This is a genomic window from Candidatus Uabimicrobium amorphum (genome assembly GCF_009002475.1).
GTDB classification, from domain to species: Bacteria; Planctomycetota; Uabimicrobiia; order Uabimicrobiales; family Uabimicrobiaceae; genus Uabimicrobium; species Uabimicrobium amorphum.
Window position 1 is genome coordinate 3604307 of sequence record NZ_AP019860.1, and the last position, 13675, is coordinate 3617981.

The following is a 13675-nucleotide window of genomic DNA, read 5'->3' on the forward strand; positions in this document are numbered from 1 at the left end:
TCTGGTGTAAAAAAGACAGCGCCTAAATTTTTAAGTTCACTGATTTCCTCAAGGATTGTCTACAAACTTTTCATCCCAAAAATAGAACTTATTTAGATTTAGCAACTCTTTTATAGCAAAATGTAGTAAAAAAAGAAATAGTTTGGAATGGAGAACTTCAATCCACGGACCTTCGGTATTCCGTCGGTGTCATACCCGTTTTCTTTTTAAATAGCCTAGCGAAATATTGTGGGTATTCAAAGCCCAGTTTATAGGCCACGGTTGCCACCGATGTATTGGAGCCAAGTAGGAGATCTTTCGCCTTATCAATTATGTACAGATGTAAGTTTTCCATGGCAGTTTTACCAGTTTCTACCTTGAGCGCATCACTTAAATAACGTGGGGTCATTGCCATTGCGCTTGCCACATCCTCTATTGTCGGAATGGTTTTCTCTTCCCACTTATTGTCGACAATATATTTCTCTACCTCATCAATGAACTGGTCCAGTAGATCAGAGTTGACTTCTTTACGGTGTAAAAACTGACGATGATAGAAACGATTGGCATATCTCAGCAGTGTATCCAATAGCGACAAAATCAGATCTTTACTAAATTCATCCTGGTTGTTGTAGTACTCTACCTCAATTTGGTCAATCACTTGAGCGATCATTTGTTCTTCTTTGGGTGATAAATGCAAAGCCTCATTTACTCCATAGCTGAAATAGCTATATTTCCTGATTTCATTCTTGATCTTGTGCCCACGAATAAAATCTTCGTGAAAAATAATTGCCCGGCCTGTTGCTTCAACTTTTACTCCTTTTAATTTAATTTCTTGATGGGGAGCCGTGAGAATCATCGTGCCGTTTCTACAATCATATTTGGTACGACCATAGAGAATCTCACCGGAGGTAACGTGCTTGAGTGATATGGAATAAAAATCACTGCTCAGTATCATATCAATATCGCACGCATCTTTATTAGATGACACAGATACCACCGAAAACAATGGATGTTCTGGTATGGAAAGACCAAGAAATTCATGGTACTCTGCCAAATCGCTGAAATGTATTTTTTCTGTTGTCATAAGGCACACTCTATATTTTCTTATAATTTTTAATCTCCGTGGACCGCCTATAGGAGTAATGGGCGGCACACTTCTTTTCATATTACCTTTTTGTACCTACTTGCTGTGCTTCTGAAAAAACGTATCGATAATTTCGACAACTTTTTCAATATTTTCCGGCACATCGTACAAACCAACATGACTTGCACCTTCAATTTCATGATATTCTTTTGCGGATGTTACTTTATCAAAGTAGGCTTTGGTGCAAATGGCCGTATCTGCCTCTGCCCCAACAATCCCGCAATAGGGCTGGATTAACTTGTCAGCATAATGTTCACCCAGATTCACTGCTGCGGTTTCAAAAACTGTAGAAATCAATACGTTGGTGAAGTTCGGATAAGTCTCTGTACCACCACGCGCTGTTCCGTAGTAATCGTAACCTTCAGCAAATGTCCCGGATAAATTAGGGTTTTTCTTCAAAAAGTCTGGATCAGTGTAACCGAAATAGTCATGCAAAACGGGTTCTCCGGTTTCAAACATCTTTTGGCGCGCAGCATTCGCTGCTTGAACCTGCTGAATAAACACATTACGATCAGCAAATTGCATCATATCCGAAGCCATCATCGCGCTGACAGAAGCAAAAGCTTTTACGCGCAAATCAGTGATAATTGTAGATGACATAATGTTACCCCCCCCGCAGAAACCGATACCATTGATACCTTCAACAAATGCTAGACTCCCAAGGTAGGAAATCGCATTGCGTAGATCTTCCCACTTGCGTGTCATGTTTTCATCATCACGAAATTTCGGATCGTAGGAGTCGGATTCGCCTTTTGAACTGTAGTCAAAAGCCAGTGCCACATAACCGCGCTCCGCCAATTTTGGGCCGTAGTTCGCCAACACTTGATCCTTCACCTGTGGAAATGGAGGAGTCATAACAATGCCTTCATAGGTCTTTGTTGAATTAAAATTTTCTGGAGTATACAGTACACCAACAATGTTGATACCTTGGCTCTTAAAATTGATTTTGTTAGTACCTGGCTTTATTTCGATTGTCATAATATTTATCCTTTTCGAATTTGTGTTTAAGTCCATAAATGGCTGAATAGCTTATATATTATCGAACTATCCACCTAGCGTCGATAAACAAAACTGCGTAATTTGGATACATTTCTGCTTTCATTACGACGGAGAAAATGTTCGTAAACATGTTGTACAAAACTCGCTTATTTGCTGCGGTATTCCTTTATCTCTTATTTCCATTGAAAGCGTCACGTAGTGGTGCTGTGTCATAAATAATAGTTAGTTTTAAAAATTGAGTAGCATCTGAAGAAATCTCAAAGATATCAACACAATCAAATTCAAAATGTTCTCCATTTTTCATCTGCCAACGATAATTAAAGTGAAGAGCAACAGATGTCTTTTTGCTATCGGAATAAAATAGATCTAATAATTTCGTATCCGAAGAAGTTGTATCTTCAAACAGTGTTTTATAAAACAGCTCCGCTTTTATTTCTCCATAAAGCGGTGAATAAACGACCGCTTCATTGTGAAATAGTTTAAGAACGCCCTCTAAATCTTTTGTATTAAGCGCCTCTAAATAAAGTTTACAAATGTCTAAAGACATAACGGCTCCTTCATTGAGATCTAAAAATGTTTTTGGAATTATCTTTACACAAAATATCTTTTGTGTGATAAAACGAAAAGTATAATTTTTTTGGCATATTGCAATGTTCAATAGACATCCAAGTTGCGCAATAAAACAACCAAGTGTAATGGCAACAAAAATTCTTACTCATAAAAAATAGAATTTACCAAGCGAGGAGCTATAAATGAGCTATGATTACGAAACGATACAAGTAAATCATCAAGATCATATTGTTGAAGTTATTTTAAATAGAATGGACTGCGGTAACTCTTTTAATCCGAAAATGTTTGAGGAAATAGGTAGTATTTTTAGTCACCTCGAAACTTGCAACAAAACACGTGCTGTTATTTTGCGCGGAGCAGGCAAATCATTTTCTTACGGATTAGACCTAAAACAATCGATGTCCATGTTGAAACCTCTACTCCAAGGTGGTTTAGCACAACCCCGTAATGAACTTCGGCTCTTAATAGAAAAATGGCAAAATGCAATTTCGGCCCCTGCACGTCTCAAAATACCAGTGATCGCAGCTATACATGGTTGGTGTATCGGGGCTGGGCTTGATTTAATCTCTGCTTGCGACTTGCGATTTTGTTCCCAGGACGCACTATTTAGCTTACGTGAAGCGCGCATGGGAATTGTTGCGGATTTAGGTAGTTTGCAAAGACTTCCAAAAATTATCGGCGATGCCGCAACGCGCGAATTAGCTCTGACCGCAAAAGATATTGATGCACAACGCGCTATGCAGTTAGGTTTAGTGAGCGCTGTGTTGGATTCTCCAGATGAACTTTGGCAACGAGCCCATGAAGAAGCTAAATGCATCGCAGCCAATCCACCTCTTACCATACAAGGGGTCAAACACATTCTCAATTTTCAAGATGGTAAGTCTATTGGAGATAGTTTGCAATATACCGCTACGTGGAATAGTGCTTTCTTGCAATCGGAAGACTTTGCTGAAGCGATAGCTGCCTTTATCGAAAAACGTTCACCTCAATACAAAGGAAAATAAATTCAGGTGGATTTCTTTTCGTATCACTCAATCTCTGTATTTTCTCGGTAATTTACTCAACGCTTCTTCGCGAAAATTTTTCCATTTTACACCGTGTAAAAATTGTGATTTATGCTGTGTGATCGGAGTTGAAAATTCGATGAGAGGAAAGTCATCGGTGTTTAGAGGTCGTCCCTGATACTTCCATTCGCCCATGTACAAAGAAAAAAACCTTTCGCTGTGCAAGAATTTATCTGTGGGAACGAGTATTTTTACACGTCCTGTTTTTAATGCAACGGAAAACTTTCGTTTTGTCTGTAGTTTGCGTATGCGTTTCTTTGTGTTAGCAAGGTTTACGACATCTTTTTTAAAGCCGATTAAAGCGACAAGAGGGTAACTGTTGCTTGCCTCTCCGCGCCACAGTGAGGTGTTTGAGAAAACAGACGAAAAGCTGTTGGTTATAATGCGAAATTCTCGCTCTCCCATTTGATATAGAGGTAACCATTGGCAAAAAATACCATCTTCTTTTAGTGATTTGTAAGCACTTTGGTAATGTTCTACTGTATACAAATATCCTGTATGACTATGCCACGGAACAAAAAGATCGGAGATAATCACATCATAAAATTTATGTTTACGATAGAGGTGATGTCGTGCATCATTGACGATCACATTTACTCGCTTGTCTTCGAATATGCTGTCGCGTTCTCGGTGAAAAAACTTCGCGGCGCGAACAACTTCGGGAATTAGTTCGATAATATCTATATGTTTTACTTGTTGATGTTGTAGAGCACCTTTTGCCGTTAGACCGGTTCCCATTCCCAAAAACACAACATGTTGTGGTGATGGGTGAAGTAGTAGTGGAATATGAGTCTGTCTTTTTTCGCGTATCTCTGCAAAACTACTTCCTAAAGAGTAATGGTTGTTTTGCGTTATTTTTAGATTTCCGGAACGTTTTTCCTTGATGACTTTTATAGGACCGTAAAATGTATCTTTTTGCCATATCACTTGGTGTTTTTTCCTTTGGTACTGGTGAAGCGGAGAAAAAAGACAGATCGCTAGTACTATGGCGTAAACAGGAAGAAAACGATATTTTTTTTCCGCAAAATGCCACAGAAGTATGATCGATGCGCACCAATACAAAATAGCAAAAAATATAAACGACGCGTAAAAACCGAGATGAGGTATCAATATAAATGTCGTGACTCCAGAGCCAATGGCTCCCGCAATAGTATTTATAAATGTAAGATTCCCAATTGTTTTTGCTTGTTGTGACTTTAGATGCCCCCAACACAGAGGTAAAATCATTGCCATCGTGGTAATGGGTAATACAACAACGCATAGATTAAATAAAAAATAGTAGGTGATGTATAAGGCAAAATTATTTGCAAAAATAAATAGTTTACCGTGTGTTGCGTAGTGAAAAAATTGTAGTGACAGTGGGAGAAAAAAAGATACGGCTAAACAAATCAGGACAAAATACGCGTGTGTTTTTTTCGCGAGGTAATTGGTCAAGAAACTTCCCAAACTCAAACAAAATAGAAAAGAGCACAAAGTTGCTGAAAAATTGTAAACGCTGTTGTGTGAGATTAGAGAAAATTGATGGATGTAGAGAACTTCCAAACCTAGGATACTAAATCCAGAGAGAATGACCAAACAATACACCATTAGAGAAGTACTTTTGCTTTGTATATCGTCGTTAACGGGACAGTTGTCTTTGCATTTTATAGAAAGCATGAAAGCAACAAGTCCACATACAAAAGATATACTTGCTGCGGTGTGATTCGTACCTGTTATTCCCAAATAATAAATAGATAACGTAACGGTGAACAATACCCCTGAAAATGCCCCAATGGTATTTAAAGCATACGAGGTGATAATGGGTTTACGCGAGTTGTGTTGTTGTGTTGCCAAAAATCTGGCAAAAGCGGGAAATGAATATCCGAGAGCAATGGTTGTTGGAAAAAAAATCATTGTTATACACGTTAATCGTAAAACGGTACGTACAAGTTCATGGTCGTGATTTATTCCAGGAAAGTTCATCGAAGTGTATTGTAATAGTGAAGGAACGCAAAAACTCCATAGACCAGCAAACATTTCGGCAATTGCGTAGTGTCGCAGAGGACCTTGCCGGCTATCTATAGTTTTGCCAGCCCACTTATAACCAATCGCCAAACCTAAAAAGTAAATGGTAATAACAATACCCGCTGACTGCGCGGTATTACCAAACAACAATCCAATTTGCCTGCTCCAGATAATTTCATAGACTAAAGCACTTACTCCAGAGAAAAATATAAGACTGTATAATAGTAGTTGCATAATTAGATCCTGAGAGGTGAGATTTAAAGACTCTGTTCATCTTGGAGAATATAACCTATTCCATACACAGACGAAATCTTAAACGAATTACCTTGGATGTATATTTTTTTACGTAAGGACTTTACCGTAGCATCCACGACATTGCTTCCAATATTGTAGGGTTCTTGCCAAACATGGTTCAATATTTGGGTGCGCGAAATTACATGCCCTTCATTTGCCATAAAATACCGCAGTAGTGCAAACTCTTTTTTTGTTAAAGAAACAGGACGATCATCAATAAAGACCTTGAAAGAACCAATATCTAAGCGTAGATTTCCAATTTCGACCACTTTGGATTCTTTTATATGTCTTCTCAACAGCGCTCTAATGCGCATAAGTAACTCTTCAAAGTGGAACGGTTTTGTCAAATAATCATCGCACTGTAATTCGAAACCTTGCTTTTTATCATTAAGTGTATCCTTAGCCGTCAGCACCAGAACGGGAACTAGTTTTTCTTTTTTGCGAAAAATAGACAGAAATTGGAAACCGTTCATCTTGGGAAGAGAAATGTCTAAAATAAGTAAGTCGTATTTTTGCGTTTCTATCTGCTGCAGTGCTGACTCTGCGGTAGGGCAAGAGTCAACAGTAAACCCTTCTTCCGAGAGTCCTTTTGTAATAAAACGAATAACGCCCTCTTCATCTTCCACTAACAAAATTCTCATAATGCCTCCAGGTTTCCAATTGTAGAGGAGCTTATCCTCCGTAGGTAACAATATAACGTTTATTGTCAAAAGCTATAGTTTGATGAGTGCTCCTCTTACAGAATGGTATTATGATTACTTTATTTGATCGGCCTTCCTCAATGATCGTGCCCGTGTCCAGAATGTCCATCGTGATGATCGTCATCGGAAGTTTCAATATCAAGATTGAATCTTTTCCCTTCGAAATCAATGGCAATTCTTCCGTTTATATCGCCCTTTAGAGCACTGTCACTTACTTCGTAGTGAGATGCGTTATCGGCGACTTTTTGCGTTTTTAACTGTTTGGGACCATCGGAAGTTCTTAAGTTAATTCGCGGAGCGCTACTTATATTTTGTGGAGTTTTTCCATCTCCTCCCAGAATATATAACGATACTTTTCCGGCTTCTTGATCATGTACAAACTCAACGTGAAGAGTTCCTCCTGAGTCGAGAATATTACCACCATGTGCACCTGCTTCATGATGATGGTGACCATGACCGTGTTCTTCTTCATTATTATTTTTACTACTCGTAGGTTTTTGTTGATCGCACCCTAACGAAAATATTACTGCTAAAGATAATAGTATTATAAAAAAGTTTTTCACAAATTTACTCCTTAAAGTTATCGTGTTTATTGGAACCTTTATCAGCTTCAAATGCAATGTACATTTCTTCTGTTGCAGAATCAAACGATTCCGGCTCTTCAGCAATCTTTTCCGCAGAGTTTTTACCAAACATCCAAAATAACGCTGGTATGACGATAAAGTCAAGTATGGTTGAAGAAATTAATCCGCCAATGATTACCGTTGCTACGGGGTAGAGAATTTCTCGCCCTGGTTCTCCTGGTGCAAGTGCGATAGGAACAAGAGAAATTCCACTTGTTAAAGCGGTCATCAAAACAGGAACCATACGCTCTTGTCCTGCACGAATAATCATTGCAGCACTAAAAGGAACACCTTCATCACGCATCAAATGAACATAGCGATCCAGTAGAAGAATCGAATTGCGTGCTGCAATACCTCCTAAAGAAATCAGTCCGACCATCGTTGCTACCGAAACAGCCTGCTTACTTATAATGATATATAGCATCGCGCCAATAAACGCCATGGGAATACTGACAAGTACTAATACGGAAAAATTGATCGATTTAAAATGTGCAAAGAGCACTAAAAACATAATGGCGACAGATACAAAACTTAAAACAAATATTCTTTTTGTTGCATTGATCTGGGCAGCGTATTGTCCACCAATGCGGATGGAATAACCAGTTGTTTTGCCCAATTCTTTTTCGATAGGTTTAAGCGCTTTTTGTACGTCAGCGATGACTTCACCAAGAGATCTACCAGCAACATTGTGTTGTACGACAATGAGTCGCGATACATTTTCGCGATTTATGTTATTAGGCGTTTTACCTACCTCAACAACAGCGACATCCGACAATGGTATAGAAATTCCATGCTTTGTTCGAACCTTTAACATTCTAATTTTGTCTAGATTCTCACGGCTTTGTTTTTCAAGTCGCACGATCATCGGATATGTAAACGAACCTATTTGCATGCGCGATACTTCTTCGCCTTCTAAAGCAAGTTCTACAAGTTCCGCAATGTCTTCGACTGTCACACCTATTTGTGCAAGCTTGTCACGTTTAGGATTAATCACAATATGATCTAGAAGTAATTGCTGTTCCACATACAAATCGACAACGCCAGGAATGGACTTTATCGCTTGTTCGATTTTTTTCGCCACAGAACGCAAAACATCGAGGTCCTGCCCATAGGTTTTTATGGCCACTTGTGCTTTCACACCGGAAAGCATATGCGAAAGCATGTGGGAAAGTGGTTGATCTACTTCGGAAGGAAGTCCAGGAAACTCTTCTTTCATGTGTTTACGAATGTCGGCAACAATCGCCTCACGTGGCAGATTGGCTTTGGGATCAAAAGTAACGATTATTTCGGTAATATTCACTCCGTGAGCATTTTCATCGTTCTCTGATCGACCAGTTCTGCGTCCAACGTTTTTTACACCTTCTACTTTGGTTAAAATTCTTTCGAGGCGCCTTCCAAACTCATTAGAAGTTTCTAGTGCTACTTCTGGTGGCAAATACATATTGATTTGTGCCACCCCTTCGTTAAAAGGCGGTAAAAATTGCGTACCTCTTGTCAAAAGAAGAAAAACACTAACAACGACCATCACTAAAAACACAGCAAAAACTTGCAGGTGGTACTTAATACTAAAGTCAATAACTCCTCCGACAAGGCTTTTGAGCTTGGAGACAACCCAGGTATCTGATTTTCTCTCCATACCTTTCATCTCAGAAAGTAAATAGTAACACAGTATGGGAGTCACGGTTAACGCGACAAATAAGGAAGAAGCAACGCTTAAGATATAAGCAATGCCGATAGGAACAAAAAGACGTCCTTCTAAACCAGAAAGAAAAAATAGTGGCAGATATACGACTATTACCAACAACGTTCCAAAGAGTATAGGTTTGCGAACTTCGCTTGATGCGCGAAAAATTACCCATAACTTATGTTTTGGTTTTTTGCGTTGTGAATTTTCTTTTAAACGCCGATAAACATTCTCCACGTCGACAATCGCATCGTCAACCAATGCACCAATGGCAACGGCCAAACCTCCTAAAGTCATGGTATTGATGGATAGATGGAACATATCAAAAATAATTGCGGTCACGGCAACAGAAAGCGGAATCGCTGTTAAGGTGATAAATGTTGTACGAATGTTCATTAGAAACAACAGTAAAATAAAAAATACCAAAATACCACCGTCGCGAACCGCTTCCATTACGTTATCAATGGCACGGGTAATGAAAATAGATTGTTGAAAAATATCAGGCACCAAAACAACGTCTTTGGGTAAACCGAGTTGTAGTGATTCTAACTCGTGGTTTATTCTTTTAGACAAAGATACCGTGTCAGTGCCTGGCTGTTTAAAAACAACCATAATCACACCTGGCCTTGAGTTAATACCAGCATCACCTACACGAATCGCCGCGGGGCCAAATTCAACTTGCGCAATATCTCTTAAAAGGATAGATCTTACCGGATCAAACTTGACCATTGCTTTTTCAAGTTGCTCTTTTTCAACAACACGTCCTGTTACTGTAATTGTTGGTCCTTTAGAACCTATATTGAGAAACCCACCTGCAGCATTCAAATTTGCCGTTTTGATGGCTTCGGCTACCTCATCAAGTGTAACATCGAAAAAACGAAGTTTATCCGCGTTCACCGTTACTTGAAGTTGCCGTGGCGAACCACCGATGGAAATGATTTGCGAAATACCGGGAATGGACAGCAAGCGATATTTTATTTTGTAGTCCACCAAAGCTCTTAGCTCCGTGGCTTTGGTTTTTCCGCTTCGGCTTTGTACTCCTACTAGCTGAATTTGTCCCATAATGCTCGAAATGGGAGCCATTTGCGGATTGGCCTGTGGAGGAAGTTTTGATTTGGCAAGTTGTATTTTTTCTTGAATGATTTGGCGATTTCGATAAATGTCTGTATGCCAGTCAAATTCAACAAAAACGACGGAAATCCCCAACCCCGAAGAAGAACGAACACGTGAAACTCCTGTTGCGCCATTGAAAACTTGTTCTAGTGGTATGGTAATTCTTCTCTCGACATCCTCAGGAACCATGGAGTGGATTTCCGTAATTACCGTAACGATTGGTCTGTTTAAGTCAGGTAGTACGTCAACGGGCATTTGTACTGCAACAAAGACGCCATAGCCAGCAATAAATAACGAGGCAATTATTACTAATAGGTGGTTCTTGAGTGAAAAAGCAATAATTCGGTTTAGCATTTAAGTTCTCCTAATGACCATGTCCATGCCCATGCCCAGCGTCTGCACCAGAACTTGACTTAAGAGCTAGACCTAAAGCAAAAGCACCTTGGTAAACGACAATATCTCCAGGAAAAATATCGGCTTTATTACTTATGACAACAGACTCATGATCTTGGTATAAAACTTTGACTTCTATTGGTCGAAAATGATCACCGTTTTGCAGAAACATAATTTTACTGGGACCATCTTCGGTTACCGCATCTTTAGGAAAAACATATACTTTTTCCATTGTCTCCGTGGGAACACGTAAAATATATTGCTGTTTCGTTCGTAGCTTCCATGTTCTACGTTTTACTACAGAGGAGTGTATCTTAAATACCTCATTTTGAATTTGTATATATGCTCTCATTGCCCCCGTTTTTTTATCACTGACAATGTTTTCTATTTCTAAATCTTCAAGAGTGGGCCCCTCTTTTTCCAACAGAGGGCTTGCTTGCACTTTTACATTGTTTTGTAAGGCGTTCAATATTAAGTTTCTCTCACTACCTTCTGGTCTTGCCACCAAATATAAGTGCTTTGGGTTTTTCAGAGTAATTAGATGTTGCCCTTCTTCGACTGACTGATGTTCCTTTATCAAAATTTCCTCAACATCCCAACTATCGGCATTATCTGGGGCATTGATCTTAACAATGGAATCAAAGGCATTTAAATCGTACATGTGACGGATCTTATCCAAAGAATTTCCGCGCTGTAGCAGTCCGCCTATTTCAAGAAAGTGTTTTCCGACAGCGCGATTTTTTTTCAGCCACATGTACAAATCACGCTTTACGAGACCAGCAGCCACAAGCTCACTAATCGTTGCCATTGTCCAGTGAAGTTTTTGAATATCTTCCGGCAAAACTTGATAAAGTTTTTCTGCTGTGGATGGCCATAAACCATGAGACTTTAAAGTTCTATTCCAAATCTGTGCGTCAATACGTGGTATCTTTCCCAACTTACCCGCTTCGATTTGACTTTCCGACAGCCCATGTCGCACCAACTCTTCTTGGGTAATCGTAATTTCTTGCTTTGCACGAGTGATTTCATAATTGAGTTCAATAATTCTTTTCTTGGGTAGTATTGGGTAAGCATCTGTTATTTCGCTTTTGGAGTATTTTTGAATACGCTGCAACTCTGCTTCGAGAATTTCTAGATTTTTCACTGCGCGTCGAAATTTAGCGAACGATTCATGAAGTTCTTCTGTTGCAGGCTTGAGAATATCTCCTGTTAAAGTAAGATCAATACGCGGAATCGCATCGCGAATTAACGAAACCACCACCTGCTTTTTCTTTATCAACTCATATTCTTTAACCAAAACTTTTTCAATATGACCACTAACGGGAGTAAAAACAGGTTGTGATGTAGTTACTAATTCCTCTACAACAGCGGGAATTGTTCTATATTTACTAAAGCTTGATAACTTCGCTGGGCCGACAATAATCCCCATATTTTCTAAAGCAATTTCTGATATGGCTGGCTTTTCATGGTCGTCGTGATCTTCCTCTTTTTCTTGGACAAAGCTTTTTCCCTTCTCTAGTCCAGCAAACCATCCGCCTGCAATTCCCAATCCTCCGCATATCAAACTCAAAATGCTTACTAATAGTATTTGTTTCATCTAACAGTCTCCTAAAAACATCTATTCTCCCGGTTGATCGCGCGGAGTGTTCTCCTCATTCACTTGCTTGCCTGATAAAGATGGAATGCTCTGTTGTTGTTCTTCTGGTAAAAGCCATATAGGCATTCCCATCACAGTTTCCATATTCAACCATGCTTTATACATTTCGGTCTTCGCTTCATGAACATCTAGCAAAATATTGCGAAGAGAACGCTCGGAGTCTATATATTTTAAAAAGTCGACTTCACCTCTTTTTAGTGTTTCCAAAGCGATACCAACATTTCTTTTACTTTTTTGCAAAACGATATCCGTTATCTTTTGAAATCTCTGTTGTTGTTGCAAATAGTGCTGATAAGATGTCTCAAGAAATGCCAATGCATTGCTCAATGCCCCATTGTACTGGACCTTAACGAGCTCTCTATTACTCTCTTTTAAAGCAATTGCCCGTTGATTTTGATCAAAAATGGGCACGCGGAAACTTACTGCAACTCCCCAAAAGTTTGTATCTTGCCCAGGATCGCCCTCAAAGGAAGGGGTAAGTGTAATGTCTGGTGTTTGCTTCGTAATTTGTAAATGCAGTTCTTTTTCTGCGATTTCGTATGTAGCTTGTAACAGAGCCAACGAAGAGTTATTCTCTAACATAATTGCTTTTAACTTTGCAAGTTCAGGTACACTTTTCGGTAATTTTGGGCAGGTAATAGAGGAAGGCCATACCAAAAATTTACTGCTTACACCTAAAATTTGTGATAGTTTGCCTCTTACTTTTGTCATTTCCCCTTCGACCTTGGCAAGTTGAGATTGTTTTTCTAATAACTCAAGCTCTACTATTCCAATATCGAGTGCCGTTGCAACACCTGCATCGATCAGTTTTTGCGTTACATTGATGGAGGTCTGAATAGAAGAGACGATTCTTTTGTGAATAGTTTTTCGATTTTCGAGTAAAATCAGTTCGATGTAGTATCTGCGTAACTTCAAATATTCACTTCGATGCTGTAATAAGTATTTCATGTAAGCGTATTTTGCCCGAGAGCTATTTACTTCATCTTGGCGTGATAGGCGTTTACTCAGCGGAATAGTAAAACCAAAAGATACAAGTGGTTGTACACGGCCAGAACTATCATCTCCCAAATTCGAACCGATAATCACACCTGTTTGTAGTTGAGGGTTAGGCAAAGGTGTCTTTATCTCAGCCTGACGCAATTCTTTTTTGTACTCTGATCGTGCTTGTTTCAGGCTAGGACTGTTTTCCTTTAGTGTTTTTGCCGCCTCTATAAAAGAAAAATTCCAAGCTCTTTGATCATTTTGCGAATCAATAGAAGATAGATTTTCACTAGCAAGTAAAGTATTTCGCGATTTTTCAATGTCGCTCAATGAATTTCGCGGAATAATTGGCTGTGGTTTGTAGGATTGACACCCTGAAAAAATAACGATGATAAATAGAAGTATTTTGCAACAAAACATGAACAAACTCCCAACTATAAGTTCGTAATCTAAACTGATTTCGTTCTAT

The 13675-nt window shown here is 39.1% G+C and carries 10 protein-coding genes; 1 reads left to right on the plus strand and 9 read right to left on the minus strand.

The annotated features are described in order from the left end of the window. Nucleotides 1–157: 157 nt before the first annotated feature. The 3 genes from UABAM_RS12870 to UABAM_RS12880 form a co-directional block, all read right to left on the minus strand. Complete coding sequence (locus tag UABAM_RS12870; protein WP_152022000.1) at nucleotides 158–1063, minus strand: helix-turn-helix domain-containing protein; 906 nt, start codon at nucleotides 1061–1063, stop codon at nucleotides 158–160. Between the two features lie 96 nt (nucleotides 1064–1159). After that, a complete protein-coding gene (locus UABAM_RS12875) occupies nucleotides 1160–2101 on the minus strand; it encodes an alpha/beta hydrolase (protein ID WP_151968413.1) in 942 nt (313 codons plus the stop codon). Between the two features lie 187 nt (nucleotides 2102–2288). Next, the gene (locus UABAM_RS12880; protein ID WP_151968414.1) at nucleotides 2289–2669 is read right to left on the minus strand and encodes a nuclear transport factor 2 family protein; all 381 of its coding nucleotides are present in this window, start codon (nucleotides 2667–2669) and stop codon (nucleotides 2289–2291) included. Between the two features lie 205 nt (nucleotides 2670–2874). Here UABAM_RS12880 and UABAM_RS12885 point away from each other — a divergent pair, with 205 nt between their 5' ends. After that, on the plus strand, nucleotides 2875–3696 hold the full coding sequence (locus UABAM_RS12885; RefSeq protein WP_151968415.1) for a crotonase/enoyl-CoA hydratase family protein: 822 nt from the start codon (nucleotides 2875–2877) through the stop codon (nucleotides 3694–3696). A gap of 27 nt (nucleotides 3697–3723) precedes the next feature. Here UABAM_RS12885 and UABAM_RS12890 read toward each other — a convergent pair whose 3' ends face one another. The 6 genes from UABAM_RS12890 to UABAM_RS12915 all read right to left on the minus strand — a co-directional run bounded on the left by UABAM_RS12890 (nucleotide 3724) and on the right by UABAM_RS12915 (nucleotide 13626). Beyond that, nucleotides 3724–5994, minus strand: a complete 2271-nt coding sequence (locus tag UABAM_RS12890; protein ID WP_151968416.1) for a fused MFS/spermidine synthase — start codon at nucleotides 5992–5994, stop codon at nucleotides 3724–3726. A gap of 23 nt (nucleotides 5995–6017) precedes the next feature. Further along, the gene (locus UABAM_RS12895) at nucleotides 6018–6695 is read right to left on the minus strand and encodes a response regulator transcription factor (protein ID WP_151968417.1); all 678 of its coding nucleotides are present in this window, start codon (nucleotides 6693–6695) and stop codon (nucleotides 6018–6020) included. 137 nt (nucleotides 6696–6832) lie between these two features. Then, the gene (locus UABAM_RS12900) at nucleotides 6833–7318 is read right to left on the minus strand and encodes a hypothetical protein (RefSeq protein ID WP_151968418.1); all 486 of its coding nucleotides are present in this window, start codon (nucleotides 7316–7318) and stop codon (nucleotides 6833–6835) included. Nucleotides 7319–7322: 4 nt separating this feature from the next. Next, entirely contained in the window at nucleotides 7323–10529 is a 3207-nt protein-coding gene (locus tag UABAM_RS12905; protein ID WP_151968419.1) for an efflux RND transporter permease subunit, read from the minus strand. Nucleotides 10530–10539: 10 nt separating this feature from the next. Continuing rightward, a complete protein-coding gene (locus UABAM_RS12910) occupies nucleotides 10540–12165 on the minus strand; it encodes a hypothetical protein (protein WP_151968420.1) in 1626 nt (541 codons plus the stop codon). Nucleotides 12166–12186: 21 nt separating this feature from the next. Next, a complete protein-coding gene (locus UABAM_RS12915; RefSeq protein ID WP_151968421.1) occupies nucleotides 12187–13626 on the minus strand; it encodes a TolC family protein in 1440 nt (479 codons plus the stop codon). Nucleotides 13627–13675: the final 49 nt, after the last annotated feature.